The sequence below is a fragment of the Nitrosomonas marina genome (assembly GCF_900111605.1).
In the GTDB taxonomy this organism is placed as follows: Bacteria; Pseudomonadota; Gammaproteobacteria; order Burkholderiales; family Nitrosomonadaceae; genus Nitrosomonas; species Nitrosomonas marina_A.
Genome location: NZ_FOIA01000007.1, coordinates 1 through 26,616 on the forward strand (window position 1 = coordinate 1; position 26,616 = coordinate 26,616).

Here is a 26,616-nt window from a genome sequence, read left to right on the forward strand (position 1 = left end):
CAAGCTTGTGCTGAAGGAAGACGGCTGGGATGAATGGGACGAAGATGACGATGACGACTACGATGATGATGACGAGGACGACGACGATTATTAATAAATTGTCGTAATCTACAACAACAATCAACAAAATAGCAATTCTGAAACCATTATTCACTTTTACCTGGTTTCAGAATTGCCTTGACGTTTGCTATGCCATGACGTCTGCTACGTGGAAATGCAAAAATATAAATTCAGCGGGTTGGTTTAAATGTACCAGTAACTTAGCGTTCTGATAGTTTTCCACCTCTCTGTGTTGTTTGTTGGAAACGCAAAAAATTGCCTAATTCACCCAAATATTTTGCTGGCGAAATACCCAGCCAATTTGCTCATACAAAATCCTGTGTCAAAAGAATTGCCGAGTAAAAAGGAACATGTAGGCAAGCTAGGCTATAGCTATCGCCGTAAAATTCATGAACGATTTATAGAATCCATATTATTTCTGTCTGCATTGCTTTCCGTAGTCATCATGATGGCTATAATTGTGATGCTGGTGAAGGAATCGGTTGTTTTCTTTAAACATGTGTCGATATGGGAATTTCTGACCGATACACAATGGACGCCATTATTTGACGATGCACATTATGGTATTTTGCCGCTAGTAGCGGGTACTGTTGTTAGTTCAGTGGTTGCACTGCTGGTAGCATTACCATTAGGTACAATTATTGCAATTTATCTTTCTGAATTTGCACCTTTTGCAGTGCGCGAGGTTGCCAAGCCGTTTCTGGAGTTGCTGGGTGGTATTCCTACAGTAGTATATGGGTATTTTGCATTGTTGTTTGTAACACCTTTGCTGCAGATGATTTTTCCTGAGCTGCCAGGTTTCAGTTTATTATCAGCTGGCTTGGTGATGGGAATAATGATCATTCCGTATGTCAGTTCGATGACGGAAGATGCTATGCGAGCTGTACCGATGCAATTGCGTGAAGGTTCTTATGCGATGGGAGCAACTCGATTTCAGACTGCTATAAGGGTTGTGACGCCCGCAGCATTTTCTGGGATCGCGGCAGCGTATATTCTTGGTATTTCTCGAGCTGTTGGAGAAACGATGGTAGTTGCAATCGCCGCAGGTATGCAACCCAATTTGACCTGGAACCCTATGGAACCAGCAGCAACAATTACAGCATACATAGTACAGGTCAGCTTAGGGGACTTGCCGCATGGCAGTGTAGGGTATCAAACAATATTTGCTGCAGGCCTGACGTTGCTATTAATAACACTGATATTCAATATTATTGGCCATCAACTGCGCAAACGATATCGTGAAATTTATTAAAAATAAATCTGGATTTCTGGATCGCACAAAAGGTGCTAATGAACTGATCGATCTGAGAAAAACAATAAGCAATCATAAACGATGGGATTTGTTGTTTATGATAACTGGAATTATTGCGCTTATGATTGCAATCCTGACTTTTATTGCATTGTTTGCGCAAATGCTAATAGATGGAATGCCAAGATTGTCCTGGGATTTTTTTACCTCTTTTCCATCGCGTCGACCGGAGTCTGCAGGAATACTATCGGCATGGGTTGGAACTACTTTGGTAATGTTGGTAACTGCAGTGTCGGCGGTACCGCTGGGGGTTGGTGCTGGAGTATACCTTGAAGAATATGCGCCCAAAAACCTGTTTACAGAAATAATTGAAATCAATGTGACAAACTTGGCAGGTGTACCATCGATTATTTATGGTTTACTAGCTCTGGGTTTATTTGTTTATCAATTGGGTTTTGGCCAAAGTATTCTGGCAGCAGGTATGGCGCTCGCGCTGCTTATATTGCCGGTAGTGATTGTGGCTACACGTGAAGCGATAAGATCAATACCAATAGCGATACGAGAAGGTGCTTACGCTTTGGGTGCAACGAAATGGCAGACGGTGTCAGATCATTTGTTACCCTATTCCTCTGCAGGAATCTTGACAGGTATTATTATTGGACTTGCACGTGCTATCGGAGAAACAGCACCTATAATCACGATAGGCGCATTAACATTCATTGCTTTTCTACCACCTTCTCCTGTTACAAATGAGTTTCCGTTTATATCGTTTGAGTGGCTTACTGCGCCATTTACAGTAATGCCGATTCAGATGTTTAACTGGGTATCACGACCTGAAGAAGCATTTCAGCTGAACGCGGCGGCAGCCGGGTTGGTATTGGTTGTTATGACATTGACAATGAATGGTTTGGCAATTTATTTGCGTTACCGCATGCGTAAAAACATTAAATGGTAAAAAAATGCAAGAGAATGCAGCGATAAATCGATACAAGTCAGAAGTTAAAAATCTGAGTTTTTATTATGGTACATTTAATGCATTGAAAAATATCGATATGGTTTTGCATGATAAAAAGATCACGGCACTTATTGGGCCATCTGGTTGTGGCAAATCAACATTCTTGAGATGTTATAATCGTATGCATGACTTGTACCCTGGAAACCGCTATGAAGGCGATATTGTATTGTATCCGGATAATGTTAATATTTTATCGCCAAAGGTTGATCCGATTGAAGTCAGAATGCGTATTAGTATGGTCTTCCAAAAACCAAACCCGTTTCCAAAGTCAATATATGAAAATGTTGCTTATGGTTTAAGAGTGAGAGGGATAAAACAGCGGGCTATACTCGATGAAAAAATTGAAGATGCATTGCGAAACGCAGCGTTGTGGAATGAAGTGAAAGATCGCTTAAACCATTTGGCTTTTAACCTTTCCGGTGGACAACAGCAGCGGTTGTGTATTGCCCGTGCACTGGCAACTAATCCTGAAATATTGTTATTTGATGAGCCGACATCAGCATTGGATCCGATAGCGACTGCAAGTATTGAAGAATTAATTGCTGATCTCAAGGATAAAGTAACAATCTTGATTGTGACGCATAATATGCAGCAAGCCGCTAGAGTGTCTGATTACACGGCATTTATGTACCTTGGTGAGCTGATAGAATTTGGTGAAACAGATGATATATTTATCAAACCGAAAAATAAGCAGACTGAAGATTATATAACAGGTCGGTTTGGATAATAGAAGTGTTTATTAGTTATATGACTTCTTAGTCCCCCCAAAAAAACGAACTACGTTGCTCTTTTTTGAAACCTGCGCAGACTACATACCTGATCGCCTATCCATGTTGTCTTAAGCAATAACATTGACTCGTCAGCAAATCAGAGGTAGCATCGCCCATTTTGAGTAAGCAAGGAATACAAAATGCGAGAGAAGCTGGTTGCTGGTAACTGGAAAATGAATGGTAACCTAAAAGAAAGCGTTTCGCTATTAAATGCGCTGGTTACAGATATTTCCACAATAGGAAGCAATACCAGCTATGCGGTGTGCGTCCCATATCCATATTTGGCAGTGGCTCAATCGACGCTGAAAAATACGACTATTAAATGGGGTGCACAGAACGTCAGTCAACATGAAAGTGGTGCTTTCACGGGCGAAGTCTCGGCAATCATGCTGAATGATTTTGAATGTACGTACGTCATAGTGGGGCATTCAGAAAGAAGAATGCTCTTTGGAGAGAGCAATCAAGTAGTTGCTGAAAAGTATCTTGCTGCACAAAAAGCGGGGCTGGTGCCGATTTTATGTGTGGGTGAAACGCTTGAACAACGTGACTCTGATATTACTGAGCAAGTCATTTATGAGCAGTTAAATACAGTAATGACAGTGGCTGGAGTTGATTCGTTCCGAAATGCCGTAATCGCATATGAGCCTGTCTGGGCGATTGGAACAGGAAAAACTGCAACTCCACAACAAGCGCAGGATATACATCATTTTATTCGGCAGAGCATAGTAAAACAAAATGCAGAAGTGGCTTCTGGGCTTACGATTTTATATGGTGGCAGTGTGAAGGCAAATAATGCTGCAGAATTGTTTGCAATGCCAGATATTGATGGCGGATTGATTGGTGGTGCATCGTTGATTGCCGAAGAATTTATCGCCATTTGCAGTGCAATAAGTAGTTAAAATAATTTGGAGTTAAACTTTGGAAACCTTGGTTTGGTCAATTCATGTTATATTGGCGGTAGTATTAATTGTTCTGGTGCTGCTGCAGCAAGGCAAAGGCGCGGATATGGGAGCAGCATTTGGCAGCGGCTCAGCGGGAAGCCTGTTTGGTGCTAGTGGTTCTGCAACGTTCTTAAGCAGAACCACCGGGATAGTTGCGACAATGTTTTTCATTACGAGTCTGAGTCTGACATATCTTTCGATGAATCAAGCTGAAGATCTTGGAATTATGGGTGCGTTTGGTGAAATCGAAGAACAAAAGGATAGCGCATTACCAGAAGATTCGGTCGAAGCAAAACCAGAAATAGATGAAATTGTGGTGCCAAGTGTAACTGAAGCAGAACGTGCTTTGAAAGCAGATCAGATACCCGATTAATAATTTAGGGTTTTATCAGAACCGTTGGCAAAGGTTCAAAGTTAGCCGCCGACGTGGTGGAACTGGTAGACACGCCGTCTTGAGGGGGCGGTGGCGAAAGCCGTGCGAGTTCGATTCTCGCCGTCGGCACCATACAGTTACAATTTAAATGCTAATAAAGAGCTTGTGGACGTATTTCATTAGCCAAATTAAAGGCGTCTATTGATTTACGAATAAACTAAAATAGAAATGCTTGAAAATTATTTCCCAATTTTGTTATTTTTAATTGTTGGTTTTGTTGTGGGTGCCGGATGTATGATCGGTGGATGGTTGCTTGCGCCAAATCGGCCTGATAAAGAAAAATTGTCAGCATATGAGTGTGGTTTTGAGGCGTTTGAAGATGCACGCATGAAGTTTGATGTGCGCTATTACCTTGTTGCGATATTGTTTATATTGTTTGACTTGGAAATTGCATTTTTATTTCCATGGGCAATAGTGCTTGATGAGATTGGGTTATTCGGCTTTGTCGCGATGATGGTATTCCTTGGTATTTTGGTAGTGGGTTTTATCTACGAATGGGTGCGGGGCGCACTGGAGTGGGATTAATAATATGAGTATTGAGGGTGCATTAGAAAAAGGATTTGTTACAACGAGTCTTGATTCTGTAATTAACTGGGGTCGAACAGGATCTATGTGGCCAATGACATTTGGTTTGGCTTGCTGTGCGGTAGAGATGATGCAGACCGGAGCTTCCCGCTACGATCTGGATCGTTTCGGAGTGGTTTTTCGTCCAAGTCCAAGGCAATCGGATGTAATGATCGTAGCCGGCACTTTATGCAATAAAATGGCTCCGGCATTGAGAAAAGTTTATGATCAAATGGCAGAGCCGCGCTGGGTGATTTCAATGGGGTCATGTGCCAATGGCGGAGGATATTATCATTACTCTTACTCAGTTGTTCGTGGTTGTGATCGTATTGTGCCGGTTGATATCTATGTGCCAGGTTGTCCACCAACTGCAGAGGCGCTGTTGTATGGCATCATTCAATTGCAAAACAAGATAAAACGCACAAACACGATTGCTCGGTCATAAGTATATGAATAATAATAAAATAGAATATCTGACTGAGAGGCTGGAGAAAATTCTGGCAGATAGATTGGTCAGCTTGCATCGACTTTTCGATGAACTGACAATCGTAGTTCAGGCAAATCATGTGCACTCGGTCAGCGAAATTTTACGTGACCACCAGGACCTGGGTTTTGACACTCTGATAGATCTCTGTGGAATGGATTATTTAACCTATGGTGATGAGACAAATGCATTGGGACAATCTGATGGCAGACGCTTTGCTGTAGTCTATCATTTGTTGTCCGTAGATCTTAATCAGCGTTTGCGTATGAAGGTATTCGCGCAAGATAGTGAATTGCCGGTAGTGGATTCAGTTACTGATATTTGGCCGGTAGCGAACTGGTTTGAACGAGAAGCATTCGATCTATTCGGGATCGTATTTGCGGGACATTCAGATCTTAGAAGAATACTAACCGATTATGGGTTTGTCGGTAATCCGTTTCGTAAGGATTTTCCAATTTCAGGCTATGTGGAAATGCGTTACGATGAAGATCAGAAACGTGTTGTTTACCAGCCTGTCAGCATAGAACCACGAGAAATAACACCACTTGTAATCCGTGAGCAAAATTATGGCGACAGCCATGCAGATTAGTATCGGGCTCGCTTAATTAACGATCAGATTTTTAAATCAAAATATGGCGGAAATAAGAAATTACACCATGAATTTTGGACCGCAACACCCGGCAGCGCATGGGGTGTTGCGTTTGGTCCTGGAGTTAGATGGAGAAGTAGTTCGGCGTGCAGACCCGCATATTGGCCTATTGCATCGTGCCACTGAAAAACTCGCGGAAAATAAAACATATTTGCAGTCAGTTCCATATATGGATCGATTGGACTATGTGTCAATGATGGTCAATGAACATGCCTATGTCATGGCTATCGAAAAATTGCTGCAGATAGAGGTACCGGTACGGGCACAGTATATACGGGTGATGTTTGATGAAATAACACGTATATTAAATCATTTGCTGTGGATTGGCGCGCATGCACTTGATGTCGGAGCGATGACCATGTTTCTTTATGCATTCCGGGAACGAGAAGATCTGATGGATTGCTATGAAGCAGTTTCCGGTGCGAGATTGCATGCTGCCTATTATCGGCCAGGTGGCGTATATAGAGACCTTCCCGATACAATGCCTAGATACCAGTCTTCAGCCATTCACAGCGATAAGCAGACGCAACAAAGAAATCAAAACAGAGAAGGATCCTTGCTTGATTTCATAGAAGATTTTACCGAGCGTTTTCCAACTTATGTGGATGAATACGAAACATTGCTGACAGATAATCGCATTTGGAAGCAGCGACTTGTGGATGTTGGCGTGGTCTCGCCTGAACGCGCAAAAGCACTCGGCTTTACAGGACCGATGTTGCGTGGGTCTGGTGTGGAATGGGATCTGAGAAAAAAACAACCTTATGAAGTTTATGACCAGGTGGATTTCGATATTCCTGTAGGTGTCAATGGTGACTGTTATGATCGCTATTTAGTGCGTATGGAAGAATTTCGCCAGTCCAATCGAATAATTAAACAATGTGTTGACTGGTTGCGGAAGAATCCGGGTCCGGTGATAATCGATAATCATAAAGTTGCTCCGCCATCGCGTATTAACATGAAGCAAAATATGGAGGAAATGATTCATCATTTCAAACTTTTTTCGGAAGGATTTCATGTGCCTCCGGGGGAGGCTTATGTAGGTGTTGAACATCCCAAAGGTGAATTCGGAATATATTTAGTTTCCAACGGTGCCAACAAACCCTATCGATTGAAAATTAGAGCACCGGGTTTTGCGCATTTGGCTGCGCTCGATGAGATGTCTCGTGGGCATATGATTGCAGACGTGGTGGCAATCATTGGGACACAGGATATTGTATTTGGTGAAATAGATAGATAAGAAAAATGTTAAGTGCTGAATCCCTGAAAAAAATTGACCATGAGATAGCGAAGTATCCAGTCGATCAAAAGCAATCTGCAGTTATGTCTGCCTTGGCGATTGCGCAAGACGAAAAAGGTTGGCTGGCTAACGAGACAATGAATTTCATCGCGGATTATTTGGATATGCCAGCTATTGCTGTGTATGAGGTGGCTACATTTTACAACATGTATAATCTCGAGCCTTTGGGTCAGCACAAGATAACCGTTTGCACAAATTTGCCATGTGCGTTGTCAGGTGGAAATAACGCGGCCGAATACCTAAAACAGAAATTGGGTATTGGATTTAATGAAACAACGCCAGATGGAAAATTTACTTTAAAAGAAGGTGAGTGTATGGGGGCGTGTGGCGATGCACCTGTTATGCTGGTTAATAATAAGCGTATGTGCAGCTTCATGTCTAACGAAAAAATAGATGAGATGTTGGAGGAAATGCGTAAATGAAAACGTATCCGCTAACACTACTTAACGGTGTTGATCCATCAGATTCCGAGAACTGGCGTCTGAAAAGTTATGAAAAACGAGATGGATATGCGGCGCTGAGAAAAATTTTGTCACAGAATATAACTCCCGAAGCGATTATAGAAGAGGTCAAGGTGTCCGCTCTACGTGGGCGCGGTGGCGCCGGATTTCCGACGGGCTTGAAATGGAGTTTCATGCCTAAGGATTATCAGGGAGATAAATATATCGTATGTAATTCGGATGAGGGTGAACCCGGTACATTTAAGGATCGAGATATTTTGCGTTATAACCCGCATATTCTGATTGAAGGGATGATCATCGCAGCATATGCGATGGGTGCAAAAGCCGGCTATAATTACATTCACGGCGAGATTTGGGATACTTACGAACGGATGGAGGAAGCTGTCGATGAGGCAAGGGCGGCAGGATATCTCGGTGAAAATATCTTAGGTTCTTCTTTTAGCTTCCAACTGTACAATCATCACGGATACGGTGCATATATTTGTGGAGAGGAAACGGCGCTTCTAGAATCTATAGAAGGCAAAAAGGGGCAACCTCGCTTTAAGCCGCCATTCCCAGCAAATTTTGGTTTGTATGGGAAACCGACAACGATAAACAACACAGAGACTTTTGCATCCGTTCCCTGGATCATTCGCAATGGCGGTGAACAATATCTGAAACTGGGCAAACCAAATAATGGCGGTACAAAGATATTTTCAGTTTCCGGGCATGTGAACAAACCCGGAAATTACGAAATTCCGCTGGGTACACCATTTGCAGAGCTGCTGGAGTTGGCCGGAGGGATGCGTGGTGGCCGCAAACTGAAGGGTTGCATACCCGGAGGATCGTCGATGCCGGTTTTGCCGGGTGAGATTATGATGGAAACAGATATGGATTATGATTCCATTGCTAAGGCGGGGTCAATGCTGGGATCCGGAGCCGTCATAATTATGGATGAAACGACATGTATGGTGAGAGCTCTTGAGCGATTATCTTATTTTTACTTTGAGGAATCCTGTGGTCAGTGCACTCCCTGTCGTGAAGGAACAGGCTGGCTCTATCGCATCATAAATCGTATTGAACATGGAAAGGGGCGTCAAGAAGATATTGATCTGCTTGACGATATAGCTGACAACATACAGGGAAGGACAATTTGTGCGCTTGGTGATGCAGCAGCCATGCCGGTTCGAGCCATGATTCAGCATTTCAGAGATGAGTTTGTATATCATATTGAACATAAGAAGTGCATGGTGTGAGTAAGTGAGTGTTTGATTTGCAAACCAAATAAATTTGCTTCGCATTATTTAACACGAATTTTTAAACAAAGAATTTTAGCCGATGGTCAATATTGAAATCGACGGTAAAACTGTTTCCGTCCCTAAAGGCAGCACCATTATGGATGGTGCCAAAGAGATCGGAATTTATATCCCGCATTTTTGTTATCACAAAAAATTGTCGATAGCGGCAAATTGCCGGATGTGTTTGGTTCAGGTAGAAAAAGCACCCAAGCCATTACCAGCTTGTGCTACGCCAGTTATGGATGGTATGAAAGTGTATACCCATTCTAAGCAGGCAGTGACTGCACAAAAGGGCGTCATGGAGTTTTTGTTGATCAACCATCCCCTGGATTGTCCGATTTGTGATCAAGGCGGCGAATGCCAACTGCAAGATCTTGCGGTCGGTTATGGTTCGAGTGGATCACGTTATCAGGAAGCGAAGCGGGTGGTTACCAATAAAAATCTGGGGCCACTGATTTCTACTGATATGACTCGATGCATTCACTGTACGCGATGCGTGCGTTTTGGCCAAGAAATCGCAGGCATTATGGAACTTGGGATGGCTGGCCGTGGTGAGCATTCAGAAATTTTGGCTTTTGTTGGTAAAACAGTTGATTCAGAATTATCAGGTAATGTAATAGATTTATGCCCTGTGGGTGCTTTAGTCAGTAAACCCTTTCGCTATACTGCTCGTACATGGGAGTTGTCACGTAGAAAATCGATAAGTCCGCACTGTGGTTTGGGATCGAATTTAGTTGTGCAGGTAAAACAGAACCGTGTTATGCGAGTACTTCCTCGAGATAACGAAGCGATTAATGAATGTTGGCTTTCAGACAAGGATCGTTTTGCCTATGAAGGTTTAAATTCAGAAGATAGATTAACGCGGCCGATGATCAAACAGGATGGAGTTTGGCGGGAATGTGGCTGGCAGGAAGCGCTTGAATTTGCAGCAAACAATATACTGATGATCAAAGAAAAATATGGTGCTCAAGGACTAGGTGCACTTGGCTCAGCGCATAGTACAACAGAGGAGTTATATCTGCTGCAAAAATTGATGCGTGAACTTGGAAGTGGCAATATTGATCACCGATTACGTCAATCAGATTTCAGCGCTGATAAGCAATTGCATGGTATTCCATGGTTAGGTACGAGTATTGCGGAAATATCTGAGCAGAAATCGATTCTGATAGTTGGCAGTACATTAAGAAAAGACCACCCGCTCATTGCACAAAGAATCAGACAGGCGGTAAAAAAAGGTACTGAACTTAATGTTATCAACCCGGTAGATGACGATTTGTTGACTAAAGTCAGCAACAAAATCATTGCTGCTCCGGATATGATTGCGAGAACACTGGCTGGGGTGCTAAAGGAGGTGTCAACGGCGAAGGGCGTTGAATGTCCACACGAGCTCAAAGAGATACTGTCGTCTATTCAAGAAGAAGAAACACCGCAAACTCAAGCCATTGCCTTGAGTTTGATAGAAAATACACCTGCTGCGGTGTACCTAGGGAATTTGGCGCAGCATCATCCGGATTATACGAAGATTCATATTTTATCGAATGCAATTGCTGAAATAACCGGTGCGGCATTTGGAATTTTGGGTGAATCAGCAAATAGTGTAGGTGCATACATGGCTGGCGCCATACCCGATCTAACTGGCTTATCAGCAGCGGTTGGATTATATACAGGAGCACTTGCTGGGCTGAACGCTGCACAAATGCTGGGTGGGGCTGTTGAAAATAAATGTCGTGGTTTTATTCTCATGAACGTGGAACCGGAATTCGATACATATAATGCTCAGCAAGCGATGAACACTATGAAAGCTTCAGATTTCGTAGTGTCTCTGAGCATATACAAGGGAAATGTACATGAATATGCCGATGTCATGTTACCTATCACGCCATTTACTGAAACTTCCGGAACATTTGTCAATACAGAAGGACTCGCCCAGAGTTTCAATGGCGTCGTTACCCCGCTCGGTGAAGCGAGGCCTGCTTGGAAAGTATTGCGAGTATTAGCTAATTTATTGAATTTAAATTACTTTGATTATGAGACGGTTGAGCAAGTTCGTGATGACATTTTTTTAACCGATGTCGACCTGGATAAATATTTAAGCAATAGTGTTAGAGGCTCAGTACTAGACTTTGGTGTTCATCAGGAAGAAATTATTCAGCGTATTGGAGAAATACCTATATACCAAGCTGACCCGATAGTGCGTCGGGCAGATTCCTTGCAGCAGACACGAGATGCGAATTCCATCAAAGCTTGGTTAAATTCCTCTTTAATGGAGACACTTGATGTTAAATCTGGTGACGAAATTCGAATAATACAAGGTGAGGAAGCAGTAAAATTAGAAGCAGCATGTGATGATAGGTTGCCAGCTAATTGTGTTCGCTTACCTGGTGCTCATCCAAAAACATATGCATTAGGCGCACTGTTTGGTGCTGTAACTATAGAAAAACTTTAATGCATTGAGGGTTAGGATTTATTAATGGAATCTATACGTCAGATATTCGAGCAGCTTTTTGGCTATGAATGGGGGGGCATGCTGTATACGCTTGCAACCAATATAACATTTATATCCGCAATTATTGTGCCACTATTGCTAGGAGTTGCATATCTTACATTTGCAGAACGTAAGATCATCGCGTATATGCAGATCCGTGTCGGGCCTAATCGGGTTACCTTTTTTGGCATACCATGGTTGCGGGGTTGGGGGCAACCAATAGCTGATGCGGTGAAAGCGTTAATGAAAGAAATTGTTATTCCGACCGGAGCCAACAAATTTCTTTTTATTCTTGCACCAATACTGACAATTATGCCTGCCCTGGCTGCTTGGGCAGTTGTGCCCTTCTCTGCAGAACTTGTGCTGGCTGATATTAATGCAGGATTGTTGTATATCCTAGCAATGACATCAATGGGAGTTTATGGTGTGATCATAGCCGGTTGGGCATCAAATTCAAAATATGCCTTCCTGGGTGCGATGCGTTCTGCGGCGCAGGTGGTTTCCTATGAGCTTGCGATGGGGTTTGCGCTGGTGTGTGTTCTCATGATGTCTCAAAGCCTGAATCTGGGAGATATCGTTAATGGACAGCAGGGTGATAGCTTGTTGAGCTGGTATCTGATTCCGCTATTTCCTATGTTCCTGGTTTATTTTATTTCGGGTGTAGCTGAAACCAATCGTGCTCCATTTGATGTGGCAGAAGGCGAATCAGAAATAGTAGCCGGCTTTCACGTAGATTATTCGGGTATGGCCTTTACGGTATTTTTTCTTGCTGAATACGCGAATATGATATTGGTTGCTACCCTGACTGCAATCCTGTTTCTGGGTGGTTGGTTACCGCCGTTGGATATTGCTCCACTGAATATGATTCCGGGATTTATCTGGTTGTTATTGAAAATAGCGTTTTTGCTATTCTTTTTTCTTTGGTTTCGCGCTACATTTCCTCGGTATCGCTATGATCAAATTATGAGACTGGGTTGGAAAGTGTTTATTCCAATAACAATTATTTGGATTGTTGTTCTGGGTGGTATCATGCAATTGCCCGAAACTGTTCGCGGTGATTTCCCGCTCAATCTTTGGTTCTAAAAGAGAGCATATTATGAATCGAATCAAAAAATTTTTTAGTACTTTTCTGTTGCTGGAACTGTGGAAGGGCATGATGGTTACAGGGCGTTACTTGTTTAAACCAAAAATAACCGTACATTACCCGGAAGAAAAGACACCTCAATCACCGCGTTTCCGAGGATTGCATGCCTTAAGACGCTATCCGAACGGCGAAGAACGGTGTATAGCCTGTAAATTGTGCGAAGCTGTGTGCCCTGCTTTGGCAATTACAATAGATTCAGAACAACGAGAAGATGGCACAAGACGAACAACAAGATATGATATTGATCTTGCTAAGTGTATCTTTTGTGGGTTCTGTGAGGAATCCTGTCCTGTTGACTCAATTGTGGAAACAAGAATCCTTGAATATCATGGCGAGAAAAGGGGCGACTTGATTTATACAAAAGAAATGTTGCTAGCAATCGGTGACCGCTATGAGGAGCAGATTGCTAAAGACAGAGAATCAGACGCGTCTTATCGCTGAAATGAACGGATAGAAGCTCATGAATTTCCAGGATTTTATATTTTATTTTTTTTCGACAGTATTAATTGCATCAGCATTGGGAGTGATTACTGTTCGTAATCCGGTATATTCGGCGTTGCTGCTGGTCCTGGCATTTGTCACCTGCGCTGGCATCTGGTTGTTGTTGGAAGCGGAGTTTTTAGCCATTACACTTGTGCTTGTGTATGTTGGGGCTGTAATGGTGCTGTTTTTGTTTGTTGTGATGATGCTTGATATAAATTTGGAAAAACTGAAGGAAGGATTCTGGAAGTGGTTCCCTCTTGGCGGTCTTGTGGCGCTGGTGATGGTGGTTGAAATCGCAATGATTATGTTTGGGCAGCATTTTAGCCTTGAAGAAATGCCTGCACCGGAGCCCAAAGCTGCGGATTACAGTAATACCAAAGAATTGGGGCGGTTGTTGTACACTGAGTATGTTTATGCATTTGAACTGGCTGCTGTTTTGTTACTAGTTGCAATGATCGCCGCTATCGCCCTAACTTTGCGTCATCGGGAAGATAAGAAAACATTGGACATCGCCAAACAGGTCAATGTGAAAAAAACGGAACGACTTCGAATTGTTTCTATGCAGGCAGAAAGAAAGAAATAAAAAAACAGATTGTTTGTAAAATTTATTTGAAATAATTTAAGAGGAAAGTCAGCTTGGTTTCGTTGTCTCATTATCTCGTACTTGGTGCGATTTTATTTTCGATCGGAATAGTAGGCATATTTCTCAATAGAAAAAATGTCATCATTATTTTGATGTCAATCGAGTTAATGCTGCTCGCAGTGAATATGAATTTCGTCGCTTTTTCACACTACTTACAGGATATATCAGGGCAGATTTTCGTCTTTTTCATCCTAACAGTCGCCGCGGCTGAAGCTGCTATAGGGTTGGCAATACTGGTCGTATTATTTCGTAATCTAAGAACAATTAATGTAGATGATTTGGATCGTTTGAAGGGCTAGCTTAATTAAGACACGTATCTGAATAATAAAAATAACCGACATTAAGATAAATAGACAGACATGCAGACACTTTATTTACTGGTTCCGCTTGCGCCTTTGGTAGGTGCTGTTGTTGCCGGACTATTTGGCCGTTATATAGGTACGGTTTGGAGTCATCGAATCACTATATCGCTCGTATTTGTATCCTTTCTCGCGTCATTAATTATTTTTCAGGATGTCTTAAGCGGTAACATATTTAATGGAACAGTTTACACTTGGCTTGTAACGGGCGATACAAGCTTCGAAATTGGTTTTTTGATCGACCAGCTATCAGCTACCATGATGGTGGTTGTCAGTTTAGTCTCGCTCATGGTCCACATATATACAATTGGTTATATGCAGGGAGACCCAGGGTATCAACGGTTCTTTAGCTACATCTCCCTATTTACATTTTCGATGATGATGCTGGTCATGTCGAATAACTTTTTGCAGCTCTTTTTTGGTTGGGAAGCTGTTGGATTAGTGTCATATTTGCTGATTGGTTTCTGGTACACGCGTCCAACAGCCACATATGCAAATTTAAAAGCATTTCTTGTCAACAGGGTCGGTGATTTTGGATTCTTGCTGGGGATAGCACTGGTATTAATGCATTTCGGCACATTGGATTATGCAGGTGTTTTTGAGCAGGCACCAGACCTAGCAGAAAAAAGCTTTGAATTTGTTCCTGGCTCTTCATGGCTGGTTATTACCGCAATTTGTATTCTGCTTTTTATAGGTGCGATGGGTAAATCGGCGCAGTTTCCCCTGCATGTGTGGCTACCGGACTCGATGGAGGGTCCAACACCAATTTCTGCATTGATACATGCTGCAACTATGGTGACCGCGGGGATTTTCATGGTAGCTCGTATGTCGCCGTTATTCGAGCTTTCCGATGTGGCGCTTTCTGTCGTACTTGTTGCGGGAGGAATCACAACGCTATTTATGGCATTTGTTGCTGTTGTACAAAATGATATTAAACGGGTTGTTGCTTACTCTACATTATCTCAACTGGGTTATATGACTGTTGCGCTTGGTGCATCAGCATATTCAGCAGCGATATTTCATTTAATGACTCATGCGTTTTTCAAGGCTGTATTGTTTCTTGGTGCTGGATCAGTGATTATTGCGATGCATCATGAACAGAATATGGAAAAAATGGGAGGGTTAAAGAAATACATGCCTATTACATACTGGACGATGTTCATTGCTGCATTAGCCAGTGCTGGTGTGCCTGGGTTTTCCGGTTTCTTTTCAAAAGACGCTATTATAGAAGCGGTTGCATTTGCTGATATTCCATATGCTGGGTTTGCTTATTTCTGTGTGCTGGCAACGGTATTTGTTACTGCGTTATATACTTTCAGGTTACTTTTCATGACATTTCACGGTAAACCGAGAATGGATGAACATACCAAGTCACATTTGCACGAATCCCCTTGGGTAGTGACGCTACCGTTGGTGGTATTAGCTATACCAACTGTCGGTGCAGGCTGGTTTATCGGTCCAATCGTGTTCGGAGATTATTTTGATAATGTTATTTACGTACTTCCAGAGCATGCAGCGATGGAAAAATTGGGAGCCGAGTTTACCGGAATAGGTGGAATGATGCTGCATGCACTAGTGACGGCACCATTCTGGTTATCGCTTGCCGGTATTCTGACTGCATGGTACTTGTATACGATCAGAACAGATATTCCAGCCAAAATAAAGACAATATTTGGTCCTGTTTATACGATCCTGGATAAAAAATATTACATTGATGAACTGTATTCTTGGTTGTTTGCAGGTGGTGCACGCGCACTGGGCTCCGGGTTATGGAAAATAGGGGATATTAAATTAATTGACGGATTAATCGTTAATGGATCGGCAAAACTGATTGCTGGACTTGCTGTTCTAGCAAAACGTTTTCAAACCGGATACATCTATCATTATGCTTTCACCATGATTGTCGGTATCTTTGCTATTCTAACCATATGGTTATATTAAGTCCATGAATTAACGATTGATTTCTTTCCAAAAAACGCAACAAATAACTCTAACAAATAGAACGGAAATGACATGCTGTTTGGTTTCCCGCTTTTAAGTCTGATTATATGGTTACCAATCCTCGTTGGCATCGCAATCCTTGCGACGGGCGGTGATCGCAATGCACAACTGGCCCGCTGGATAGCGCTAACAGGTTCAATTTTGGGCTTTTTAATCGCCCTTCCACTCTACACCGGATTTGATCCAGCAACTAGTGCGATGCAATTTGTTGAAAATCATGTCTGGTTTGAACGTCTGAACGTATACTACCATATCGGCGTTGATGGCATATCCATGCCGTTAATTCTATTAAACTGTTTTACAACGCCTTTAGTTGTCATAGCAGGTTGGCGAGTCATACAGGAACGTGTATCCCAATACATGGGGGCATTTCTGATAATGTCGGGTATTGTAAACGGCGTATTTGCGTCTATGGATGCGGTATTGTTTTATGTTTTCTGGGAAGCATCACTGATACCGATGTTTTTGATTATCGGTATATGGGGCGGTCCTAACAGGGTTTATGCAGCCATCAAATTTTTCTTGTATACCCTGCTTGGTTCGCTGCTGATGTTAATCGCCTTCATTTATCTTTATCAGTCGTCGGGAGGCAGCTTCTCCATTATTGATTATCACCAATTGCCAATACCGCTAAGTGCACAGATTCTGATATTTGTAGCATTCCTGCTGGCATTTGCTGTAAAAGTACCTATGTGGCCAGTGCATACATGGTTGCCAGATGCGCACGTGGAAGCGCCAACCGGTGGCTCTGTGGTGCTGGCAGCCATTATGTTGAAGCTGGGCGGTTATGGTTTTTTAAGATTTTCGTTACCGATCGCCCCTGATGCTAGCCATTATCTGGCTGAAATGATGATTGCACTATCATTAGTTGCTGTGGTGTATATCGGTCTTGTTGCGTTGATGCAGGCTGACATGAAAAAATTGATCGCATACTCATCGATTGCACATATGGGTTTTGTGACGCTTGGATTATTTTTATTTAATGCTTATGGAATAGAAGGCGCCATGGTGCAGATGATTTCCCATGGGTTTATATCTGGGGCCATGTTCTTATGTGTTGGTGTTTTATACGATAGATTGCATTCCAGACAGATTGCCGATTATGGGGGTGTCGTTAATAAAATGCCTGCTTTTGCAGCTTTCTTTATGCTGTTTGCGATGGCAAATGCAGGTCTCCCGGGAACCAGTGGGTTCGTCGGTGAATTTATGGTGATTATGGGTGCAGTGAAGGTAAATTTTTGGTATGCATTTCTTGCGGCAACCACGCTGATTTTTGGTGCAGCTTATACATTATGGATGTATAAGCGCGTAATCTTCGGTGCTGTAGCCAGTCCGGCAGTGGAAGGATTGCGCGATTTGTCCAAACGCGAGTTTGCGCTGTTAGCCATTTTAGCCATAGCGGTTTTGTGGCTTGGCGTGTATCCATTTCCATTGACCGATGTCATGCATGTTACTGTCGATAATCTCCTGGATCATATTAGTAACAGTAAATTGTAGTGCTTTATAAGAATAATAAATTTCTCGAGAAGAGGATGAATTATATATGAATTTTTTACCACCTGATTTTACACCAGCTTATTCTGAAATTTTTTTACTGATCATGGTATGCGTGATAATGCTGGCAGATCTTGCAACTGGTGAAAAAAAACGTTACATCACTTATTACCTTGCACAGGTTGCGTTAATTGGGTGCGGATTGTTGACGTTTGTCTCATTCTCAACAGAGACAATTTACACATTCTCAGGAATGTTTGTTGACGATAGTATGGCTGACATTCTCAAAATAATGGTTTATGTCACTGTGTCGGCTGTCCTGATTTATTCGTATACCTATGTGAGTGAACGTGGAATTTTAACAGGTGAATTTTTCAGCCTAATTCTCTTTGCTACGCTTGGAATGATGGTCATGATTTCGGCCAGTCATTTCTTGACGCTTTATATAGGGCTGGAATTGCTGTCTTTGTCGCTATATGCGCTGGTTGCGTTACGTCGTGATTCCTTTGCGGCAACAGAGGCAGCCATGAAATTTTTCGTTCTTGGAGCCTTGGCCTCAGGTTTCCTACTCTATGGTATGTCTATGGTTTACGGTGCAACCGGCTCATTACATATCCTAAACATATCAGAAGCCATACAAGATGGCGTGGGAAATCATGAAGTTCTTGTTATCGGTCTTGTCTTTATAGTTGCAGGCATCAGCTTCAAACTGAGTGCAGCTCCGTTTCATATGTGGGCCCCTGACGTCTACGAAGGTGCGCCAACCGCAATCACTTTGTTTATCGGTTCAGCTCCGAAACTGGCAGCATTTGCTTTTGTGATGCGCCTGCTCATAGAGGGAATGGGCGCGATGGTAGCTGACTGGCAAGGAATGCTTGTGATACTTGCTGTATTGTCAATGGCAATTGGAAATATAGTGGCAATAGCGCAAACAAATATTAAACGAATGCTGGCATATTCTACTATCTCGCATATGGGTTTTCTGATTCTGGGATTTATTAGCGCAGACTGGAATGGATATAGTGCTTCACTCTTTTATGTGATTACATATGTATTGATGACACTGGGAATTTTTGCAATGATAATGATCCTGTCACGCAGTGGTTTTGAGGCGGAAAAGATCAGCGATTTTAAGGGACTAAATAAAAGAAATGCATGGTATGCGTTGATGACTATGATTCTTATGTTTTCATTGGCAGGCATTCCGCCCATGGTAGGTTTTTATGCCAAACTGGCAGTATTACAAGCCGTCGTAAATGCTGGATTTGTCTGGCTTGCAGTTGCTGCAGTTATTTTCTCCCTGATTGGTGCATTTTATTATTTACGCATAGTTAAGTTTATGTATTTCGATGCGCCAGAAACGGAAGAGCCACTAACAGTTAAAGGCGACGTAAAATTGCTGATCAGTGCAAACTGTCTAGCAGTTCTTGTACTCGGTATTTTTCCCCAGTCGCTGATGGGATTGAGTCTTTACGCCATTCAGAATTCAATGTGACAGAAATTAGTTGACATCAATCATAGACATTAAAATTCATATTTCTGCATTTGTATCGATTTCTGTTGCTAATCCCCAAGCGTTTGCTATCTCTAGCGCGTCGACTCAATTCAATCGTTTCAAATAAAGAACTGCATCCTGCATATGCTTGAAATAAAGGAATTTATCCCCATTCTTTTTCAATTGATAGTTTGAAGGAGAGAACTGTGCAAACGGAAACAACAAAAGAACATCTGAACTTTCAGGCGGAGGCCAAACAATTACTCAAACTGATGATTCATTCCTTATACAGCAATAAGGAGATATTTTTACGGGAATTGATTTCCAATGCATCAGATGCGACCGATAAACTGAGATTTGAGGGTTTAACCGATGCCGCGCTGTATGAGTCTGATTCTGATTTGAAAATTCAGGTCAATTATGATGTTGATACCCGCTCGATAACTGTCACAGATAACGGTATTGGTATGTCTCGACAGGAGGTCATTGATCACATAGGTACTATAGCTAAATCGGGCACACGGGAGTTTTTTGAATCACTAACTGGTGATCAAGCCAAAGATGCACACTTGATAGGCCAGTTTGGTGTGGGCTTTTATTCAGCGTTTATAGTTGCAGACAAAGTAACGATCAATACACGGCGCGCTGGTCTGACGAGTGAACATGGGGTGCGATGGGAATCCAGCGGTGAGGGTGATTATAGCCTTGAGACGATTCATAAGGAAACACGTGGAACCGAGATTATTCTCCATTTGCGTGAGGGAGAAGATGATCTGTTAAATGGTATGCGGTTACGCAATATTATTCGTAAATACTCGGATCACATTACCTTGCCGATTCTGATGAAAAAGGAAGAATGGTCGGATGAAGACAAGAAAAATAAAATAATTGACGAAGACGAGACCATTAATCAGGCGAGCGCATTGTGGGCGCGACCTAAGAATGAAATATCTGTGGAGCAATATCATGAGTTTTATAAGCATGTCGCGCATGATTTCGAGCCGCCATTGACATATGTGCATGCCCGTGTTGAAGGGCGACAGGAATATACACAATTGCTCTATATTCCCTCACGCGCGCCATTCGATCTGTTCGACAGGGAACACCGTCATGGTATTAAACTCTATGTACAGCGTGTTTTCATCATGGATGATGCAGAAAAACTGATGCCCAATTATCTGCGTTTTGTTCGTGGGGTTATAGATTCAAACAGTTTGCCATTAAATGTATCGCGCGAAATATTGCAGGAGTCAAAAGATATCGAGGCAATCAGAGCAGGCTCTATCAAGAAGGTATTGGGAATGATAGAAGATCTTGCCAAAGGCGAGTCTGATGAAGAAAAAGACAAGTTCAGCACATTTTATCGAGAATTTGGGCAAGTCCTAAAAGAAGGTGTGGGTGAGGATTTTACCAATCGGGACCGGATTGCCAGATTGCTTCGCTTTGTAACAACTGCCAGTGAATCGGATGAGCCTGGAGTTTCCCTTGAAGATTATATAGGCCGCATGAAAGAAGGGCAGGAAAAAATATATTTTATTACTGCTGATACTCTCAGAGCAGCTAAAAGCAGTCCCCACTTGGAAGTGTTTCGAAAAAAAGGAATAGAAGTATTGTTGCTTGCAGACAGAGTTGATGAATGGCTCGTCAGTCATTTGACTGAGTTCGACAGTAAACAATTGCAGTCTGTAGCCAAAGGTGGCTTAGACCTTGGCAATCTTGAGGATGAAGCTGAAAAAGAGGAGCAAAAAAAAGAAGCAAATGAATATCAAGAACTCGTCGAACGAATGAAAAAAACACTGGAAGGTAAGGTGAAGGACGTTCGCGTGACGCTACGTTTGACCGAGTCTCCTGCTTGTCTGGTTGCTGATACATATGATATGGGTGGTAATCTGGAGCGCCTGCTGAAACAGGCTGGACAGAAAATAAATCATACCAAGCCTATTCTTGAAATTAATCCGCATCATCCAATGCTAAAGCGCCTTAAAACGGAAAACAGTCATTTTGATGACTGGAGTCACATTCTTTTCGATCAAGCATTGTTGGCCGAAGGCGGTCAACCGGATGATCCGGCCATTTTCGTAAAAAGACTCAATGACTTGTTGTTATCGGCAACTTTGAGTGGACGCTAGAACAGTTAAACCAGCCCGTATTTGAATATAAGCTTCCTTCAGGTTGCACGATGCCTGCTGGAGGCTTATTGATTAAATCAGCTTTGGAGCGATCTGAGTTATAGATGGTATCTTATGGATGATAATGCCAAGGCTATTTAAACTGGAACAAGCAGGCACTAGCAGTAGATGCTTGCGTCACGTAAAACAATTCTACATATTCACATAATTCCTATTCATAACCGTTGCTCATAACACTTGTGGACACCTGTTGAAAAATGTTTGGTGTGGAGATGATACGTTTGCTCTCTTCCTCGCTTTGTTTTCTTCATGTTTTGTAGCGAAGTAACACAGGTGCAACTTTAGAACAATTCCAAAGTCTATAGGGTTTAGGTTAGAAATACTATTTTTCGCATTTCAGAAAAATAGAATAAAAATAGTGAATAAATCCATAAATCATCAGAAAGTCACTACAGTTGTCTGCTCCTATCAGGCCAAGATACTTGCGCCTTTTGCGGTACTCGGTATACGCACGGAAGAAGACTGGCTGACGGAAATCGATTATCTGCCGCTAAATTCACCGCTCAAAGCGCCGATAACACCATTAGCAAAAGAGGTATGCGCACAATTGGCAGCGTATCTGGCCGATCCACGTTATTCGTTCGATCTTTCATTACATGTCAGTGGGACTGTACATCAACAGCGCGTGTGGGAGAAAATTCAACAGGTTCCTAGTGGCCAGACCTGCAGTTACTCAGAGATTGCAGCAACGATTCATTCGGCACCAAGGGCTGTTGGACAGGCATGCGGCGCTAATAAAATTCCAATTGTTATACCTTGCCATAGGGTTGTCGCAAAAAATGGTGGTTTAGGAGGTTTTATGAATGCCAAGGAAGGAGAACCATTGGAAATAAAACGATGGTTGTTACAGCATGAGAGTATCTGAACAGAACGCAGAAATACTCGATGAATTTTTCGATGTATTATGGTTAGAGGACGGTCTTTCTCGCAATACATTGCAAAGTTATCGAAACGATTTGCAGCTTTTTGCTGATTGGCTTTACAAACATTCTCATTCAAAGCGCGAATCGCTGATAGATGCTACGCATGCTGATTTGCTTGATTTTCTGGCTGCCAGAGTATCGGCCAAAGTGAAAGCGAGTACAACAAGCAGGGAATTGTCGAGTCTGAAAAGATTTTATAGGTATTTATTGCGCCAGGGAAAAATTCAGATTGATCCGAGCCTGAATATTGCAACACCCAAACTGCTGAGAAATCTACCGGAAAGCCTGACAGAAACCGAAGTTGAGCAGCTGTTGAATGCGCCCAACTTGAACAGTTCTTTGGGGCTGCGGGACAGAGCTATGCTCGAAGTGTTGTATGCCAGTGGGTTGCGGGTCTCAGAACTTATCAACTTGAAGTATTCACAGGTCAGTCAGGACATGGGTATCGTCCGGGTAATGGGGAAAGGGAGGAAAGAACGGCTGACTCCGTTGGGTGAAGAATCACTCGATTGGTTAAACCGATACACACGCCAATCGAGACCTCTATTACTTCAAGGGATAGTGACAGATACAGTTTTCGTTACGTCACGCGGTGGTGCCATGACTCGCCAGGCATTCTGGTACTTGATCAAACGGCATGCACAAACGGTAGGAATAAAGAAACATCTTTCACCGCATACACTGAGACATGCATTTGCCACACACTTGCTCAATCATGGCGCTGATTTACGAGTGGTGCAGCTATTACTCGGTCATGCAGACATTTCGACGACACAAATCTATACGCACATTGCCAGAGAACGTCTAAAGCAACTGCACAGCAAGCATCATCCACGAGGGTAAAAACGTAAATTACACTATAACGTGAAAGTGATGATCAATCGAACAGAGAGTAAAGTTAAAAATGCCGCGGTTACTCTTCTCTGCGCAACTGTGGAAACAGAATAACATCGCGAATGCTTGGGCTGTCTGTGAATAACATTACCAGTCGGTCTATACCGATACCTTCCCCAGCTGTGGGTGGTAGACCATATTCCAAGGCACGTATATAGTCGGAATCATAATGCATGGCCTCGTGGTCACCTGCTTCTTTTGCCTTGGCCTGCGCCATAAACCTTCTCGCCTGGTCGTCAGGATCATTTAATTCTGAGAAGCCGTTGGCGATTTCACGGCCCGCAATATAGAGTTCGAATCGATCTGTGATATCCGGATTGGCGTTACTGCGACGGGCCAACGGAGAGACTTCGGCAGGATAATCAATGATAAATATTGGCTCGAACAACAAATGTTCAGTTGTCTCGTCAAACAGCGATAACTGCAAACCGCCTATACCGTCATTAGGATTATAGTGAATACCGAGTTGAGTCAAACGTTCAGTCAAAAAATCGCGACTTGACAACTGTTTCTCTGTGTACTCCGGATGAAATGTCATGATGGCCTGGGTGATGGTCATTCGCTTGAAAGGTTTACTGAAATCAATAATCTGCTGTTGATATTGCAGTGATGTGGTTCCCAATACGGTTTCTGCCACGAAACGCAGCATGTCTTCAGTGAAATCCATCAGATAGGTATAGTCCTGATAAGCTTCATAGAATTCAAGCATGGTGAATTCGGGATTATGCCGTGTGGAAATACCTTCATTTCTGAAATTACGGTTGATTTCGAAAACTTTTTCCATGCCACCGACAACAAGGCGTTTAAGATATAATTCGGGTGCTACTCGAAGATACAATGCCATATCGAGTGCGTTATGATGTGTGGAGAAAGGACGCGCTGTTGCTCCACCAGGTATCGGGTGCATCATCGGCGTTTCCACCTCCAGATATTCGTGTTTGACAAGAAAATCACGAATGGTCTGGATAATCTTGGACCGCAAAGTAAACACTTTCCGAGTTTCTTCGTTTGTAATCAGGTCGAGGTAACGTTGCCGGTATTTTTGCTCTTGGTCGGTAAGGCCATGAAATTTTTCCGGCAACGGGCGTAAGGATTTTGTCAGCAACTGCAAATCGGTAACCCGTATAGATAGCTCGCCTGTTTTGGTTTTAAACAGCGTACCTTCGGCGCCTAGAATGTCACCAAGATCATAGTGCTTGAATGCTGCATGGACGGCTTCACCGGTATGATCGTTCGAGATATATAACTGGATGCGTCCACTCATATCCTGGATGGTTGCAAAACTAGCTTTACCCATAACCCGTTTGAGTACCATGCGGCCAGCAACTTTTGCCTTGATTGCTTGTTCATCAAAAGATTCTTTCGATTGTTCGCCATACTGCGTGTGCAATGCTGCTGCAAGATTTTCACGCCGGTATGTATTTGGAAACGCGTTGCCGTTTTGCCGCAATGCCTCGAGCTTGGCGCGACGCTCGGATACGATCTGGTTTTCATCGTGCTGAGACTGAACGGATGGTTTTTCCTGTGACATGTTTGGTTCGTTTTGTATTGTTGCTCATTGGGTAGTTAAGGGGAAGTATTATACGCAAAACGGTCGGGCTTTCGCAGTAAACTGCGATCTGTATTCGCCAGCTATAAAAAAATTTGAATTTTTTTCTAAACAATAAGGCTGTGTGGCTTAATATATAGATGATCATTCATGCTCGCAGAATGATATACTCGCTCGGAAAAATAAACGAACATTATCTTTCGATTGAGAAATCATACTATTAAATATTTAATTGCAATTTTTCTGGGTGTACTGACTGTACCCGGTTTTGCGCCCTTTTATTTGTTTCCATTGCCCGTGATAACACTGGCTTTTTTGTTTTATCTTTGGCGTGATGCTTCTTCTGCGACTCGGGTGTTTGCATTAGGCTTTTGGTATGGTATGGGTTTGTTTGGCGCCGGTGTTACCTGGTTGTATGTCAGTCTGCATGATTTTGGTGCCATGCCGCCAGCTATTGCTATTTTTGCGCTGGTGTTGCTGTGTGCTTATTTGTCATTTTTTCCTGCGGTTACAGGCTGGGTAACTGTTCGAATGAGCCGAAATGAACCATACGCCTGGATAATGATCGTTGCGGCAATCTGGGTACTGATGGAATGGTTGCGTGGAACCTTGTTTACCGGCTTTCCCTGGTTAGCACTCGGCTATTCTCAGGTTCCCGCGAGTCCGTTGGCCGGATTCGCTCCGATTATGGGTGTTTATGGCGTTACTCTGATATTGGTTTTAAGCGCCGCACTACTCAGTTTTTTGATTCAAAGGGGTAAAGTCGTCTGGCGCCTTGGTGCGTTTTTCGGAGGAATCTGGTTAATCGGATTCAGTATGCAGTTTATCAGCTGGACTGAACCTGTTGGTAAACCAGTCTCTGTTAGTTTGTTACAGGGCAATATCGAGCAGGATCTTAAATGGCGCGAGGATCATATAGAAAAAACGATGCATACATACGCACAACTGATACTCGAAAGTAACAGCCGTCTGATAGTAACCCCCGAAATTTCGATACCGCTTTTCAATGATGCAGTGCCACCTGAATATCTGGCTTATCTGGCTAATCATGCAAAAGAAAATAGCGGCGACGTACTCATTGGTCTTGCTGAACACGCGACGAACGGCATTGATACCTATTACAACAGTATGTTCAGTTTCGGAGCTTCACCGGAACAGGTGTATCGTAAACACCATTTGGTTCCGTTTGGAGAGTTTATTCCATTAAAGCCGGTATTTGGCTGGATAATTGATGTGTTGCAAATTCCGCTATCAGACTTTTCGCGTGGCAGTTCCGATCAGCAGCCGTTGCAGCTGGCCGGACAGCAGGTTGGTGTTAATATCTGTTACGAAGATGTTTTCGGGGAAGAAATTATCAAGCAGTTGCCACAGGCAACGCTGCTGGTGAATGTCAGTAATGATGCATGGTTTGGTCGATCTATCGGTCCGCATCAGCATTTGCAGATATCGCAAATGCGTGCTCTGGAAACCGGGCGTTACATGTTGCGTGCAACCAATACGGGCTTAACGGCCATTATTGATGAACAAGGCAGTATTTTGGAGCAGATACCTGTTTTTACCACAGCAGGCCTTCATGGAAGTGCTCAGGGGTTTACCGGAGCAACACCTTATGTAAAGCTGGGAAATTACTTTGTACTGGTGTTGGCCGGTATTTTACTTGGAGCCGCCTGGATCGTATCGCACCGAACTGGACGCAATATCTAGATTAAGTTTTACGTAGCTGCTGATTGCTGATCCAAGGCTAAAATAGGTGCGCT

24 protein-coding genes and 1 tRNA gene are annotated in these 26,616 nt (G+C 42.9%); 24 read left to right on the forward strand and 1 reads right to left on the reverse strand.

The features are described from left to right. Positions 1–391 precede the first annotated feature (391 nt). From pstC to xerD, 23 genes are all read left to right on the forward strand, one after another. The gene (gene pstC, locus BMY62_RS04465) at positions 392–1,312 is read left to right on the forward strand and encodes a phosphate ABC transporter permease subunit PstC (RefSeq protein WP_371264069.1); all 921 of its coding nucleotides are present in this window, start codon (positions 392–394) and stop codon (positions 1,310–1,312) included. A gap of 43 nt (positions 1,313–1,355) precedes the next feature. Next, positions 1,356–2,264 (forward strand): phosphate ABC transporter permease PstA, encoded by a 909-nt coding sequence (gene pstA, locus BMY62_RS04470; protein ID WP_371264070.1) that lies wholly within the window; start codon positions 1,356–1,358, stop codon positions 2,262–2,264. A gap of 4 nt (positions 2,265–2,268) precedes the next feature. Next, a complete protein-coding gene (pstB, locus tag BMY62_RS04475; protein WP_090657088.1) occupies positions 2,269–3,051 on the forward strand; it encodes a phosphate ABC transporter ATP-binding protein PstB in 783 nt (260 codons plus the stop codon). Between the two features lie 183 nt (positions 3,052–3,234). Continuing rightward, a complete protein-coding gene (tpiA, locus tag BMY62_RS04480; RefSeq protein ID WP_090657089.1) occupies positions 3,235–3,993 on the forward strand; it encodes a triose-phosphate isomerase in 759 nt (252 codons plus the stop codon). 19 nt (positions 3,994–4,012) lie between these two features. Continuing rightward, positions 4,013–4,408: a preprotein translocase subunit SecG gene (gene secG, locus BMY62_RS04485; protein ID WP_090657090.1), complete on the forward strand. Its 396-nt coding sequence runs from the start codon at positions 4,013–4,015 to the stop codon at positions 4,406–4,408. A 47-nt stretch (positions 4,409–4,455) separates the two neighbouring features. After that, positions 4,456–4,540, forward strand: a tRNA-Leu gene (locus tag BMY62_RS04490). Positions 4,541–4,636: 96 nt separating this feature from the next. Further along, on the forward strand, positions 4,637–4,993 hold the full coding sequence (locus tag BMY62_RS04495) for an NADH-quinone oxidoreductase subunit A (protein WP_090657091.1): 357 nt from the start codon (positions 4,637–4,639) through the stop codon (positions 4,991–4,993). A 4-nt stretch (positions 4,994–4,997) separates the two neighbouring features. Further along, on the forward strand, positions 4,998–5,477 hold the full coding sequence (locus tag BMY62_RS04500; RefSeq protein WP_090633679.1) for a NuoB/complex I 20 kDa subunit family protein: 480 nt from the start codon (positions 4,998–5,000) through the stop codon (positions 5,475–5,477). A 4-nt stretch (positions 5,478–5,481) separates the two neighbouring features. After that, a complete protein-coding gene (locus BMY62_RS04505) occupies positions 5,482–6,105 on the forward strand; it encodes an NADH-quinone oxidoreductase subunit C (protein ID WP_090657092.1) in 624 nt (207 codons plus the stop codon). Positions 6,106–6,148: 43 nt separating this feature from the next. Beyond that, complete coding sequence (locus BMY62_RS04510; protein WP_090657096.1) at positions 6,149–7,402, forward strand: NADH-quinone oxidoreductase subunit D; 1,254 nt, start codon at positions 6,149–6,151, stop codon at positions 7,400–7,402. Positions 7,403–7,407: 5 nt separating this feature from the next. Next, positions 7,408–7,884: an NADH-quinone oxidoreductase subunit NuoE gene (nuoE, locus tag BMY62_RS04515; protein WP_090657098.1), complete on the forward strand. Its 477-nt coding sequence runs from the start codon at positions 7,408–7,410 to the stop codon at positions 7,882–7,884. Next, positions 7,881–9,158, forward strand: a complete 1,278-nt coding sequence (gene nuoF / locus BMY62_RS04520) for an NADH-quinone oxidoreductase subunit NuoF (RefSeq protein ID WP_090657107.1) — start codon at positions 7,881–7,883, stop codon at positions 9,156–9,158. The genes nuoE and nuoF overlap by 4 nt, the downstream gene beginning before the upstream one ends. A gap of 82 nt (positions 9,159–9,240) precedes the next feature. Further along, positions 9,241–11,646 carry an NADH-quinone oxidoreductase subunit NuoG gene (gene nuoG, locus BMY62_RS04525; protein WP_090657108.1) on the forward strand — a complete coding sequence of 802 codons (2,406 nt, stop codon included), beginning with the start codon at positions 9,241–9,243 and terminating at the stop codon, positions 11,644–11,646. A 24-nt stretch (positions 11,647–11,670) separates the two neighbouring features. Continuing rightward, positions 11,671–12,768 (forward strand): NADH-quinone oxidoreductase subunit NuoH, encoded by a 1,098-nt coding sequence (gene nuoH / locus BMY62_RS04530; RefSeq protein WP_090657110.1) that lies wholly within the window; start codon positions 11,671–11,673, stop codon positions 12,766–12,768. A 13-nt stretch (positions 12,769–12,781) separates the two neighbouring features. After that, a complete protein-coding gene (gene nuoI / locus BMY62_RS04535; protein ID WP_090657111.1) occupies positions 12,782–13,270 on the forward strand; it encodes an NADH-quinone oxidoreductase subunit NuoI in 489 nt (162 codons plus the stop codon). A gap of 19 nt (positions 13,271–13,289) precedes the next feature. Next, a complete protein-coding gene (locus tag BMY62_RS04540; RefSeq protein ID WP_090657114.1) occupies positions 13,290–13,895 on the forward strand; it encodes an NADH-quinone oxidoreductase subunit J in 606 nt (201 codons plus the stop codon). Between the two features lie 53 nt (positions 13,896–13,948). Then, positions 13,949–14,254 carry an NADH-quinone oxidoreductase subunit NuoK gene (gene nuoK, locus BMY62_RS04545; RefSeq protein WP_090657116.1) on the forward strand — a complete coding sequence of 102 codons (306 nt, stop codon included), beginning with the start codon at positions 13,949–13,951 and terminating at the stop codon, positions 14,252–14,254. A gap of 60 nt (positions 14,255–14,314) precedes the next feature. Next, positions 14,315–16,255: an NADH-quinone oxidoreductase subunit L gene (gene nuoL / locus BMY62_RS04550; protein ID WP_090657119.1), complete on the forward strand. Its 1,941-nt coding sequence runs from the start codon at positions 14,315–14,317 to the stop codon at positions 16,253–16,255. Positions 16,256–16,327: 72 nt separating this feature from the next. Then, positions 16,328–17,812 carry an NADH-quinone oxidoreductase subunit M gene (locus BMY62_RS04555; RefSeq protein ID WP_090657121.1) on the forward strand — a complete coding sequence of 495 codons (1,485 nt, stop codon included), beginning with the start codon at positions 16,328–16,330 and terminating at the stop codon, positions 17,810–17,812. A gap of 46 nt (positions 17,813–17,858) precedes the next feature. Next, the gene (gene nuoN, locus BMY62_RS04560) at positions 17,859–19,304 is read left to right on the forward strand and encodes an NADH-quinone oxidoreductase subunit NuoN (protein ID WP_090657123.1); all 1,446 of its coding nucleotides are present in this window, start codon (positions 17,859–17,861) and stop codon (positions 19,302–19,304) included. 206 nt (positions 19,305–19,510) lie between these two features. Then, positions 19,511–21,433: a molecular chaperone HtpG gene (gene htpG / locus BMY62_RS04565; RefSeq protein WP_090657124.1), complete on the forward strand. Its 1,923-nt coding sequence runs from the start codon at positions 19,511–19,513 to the stop codon at positions 21,431–21,433. A 418-nt stretch (positions 21,434–21,851) separates the two neighbouring features. Next, complete coding sequence (locus BMY62_RS04570; protein ID WP_090657126.1) at positions 21,852–22,358, forward strand: methylated-DNA--[protein]-cysteine S-methyltransferase; 507 nt, start codon at positions 21,852–21,854, stop codon at positions 22,356–22,358. Continuing rightward, positions 22,345–23,259, forward strand: a complete 915-nt coding sequence (gene xerD, locus BMY62_RS04575) for a site-specific tyrosine recombinase XerD (RefSeq protein ID WP_090657128.1) — start codon at positions 22,345–22,347, stop codon at positions 23,257–23,259. The genes BMY62_RS04570 and xerD overlap by 14 nt, the downstream gene beginning before the upstream one ends. A gap of 70 nt (positions 23,260–23,329) precedes the next feature. Here xerD and lysS read toward each other — a convergent pair whose 3' ends face one another. Beyond that, the gene (gene lysS / locus BMY62_RS04580; RefSeq protein WP_090657130.1) at positions 23,330–24,841 is read right to left on the reverse strand and encodes a lysine--tRNA ligase; all 1,512 of its coding nucleotides are present in this window, start codon (positions 24,839–24,841) and stop codon (positions 23,330–23,332) included. Between the two features lie 222 nt (positions 24,842–25,063). On the opposite strand from lysS, the gene lnt reads away from it, so the two are divergent. Further along, complete coding sequence (lnt, locus tag BMY62_RS04585) at positions 25,064–26,563, forward strand: apolipoprotein N-acyltransferase (RefSeq protein ID WP_371264068.1); 1,500 nt, start codon at positions 25,064–25,066, stop codon at positions 26,561–26,563. Positions 26,564–26,616: the final 53 nt, after the last annotated feature.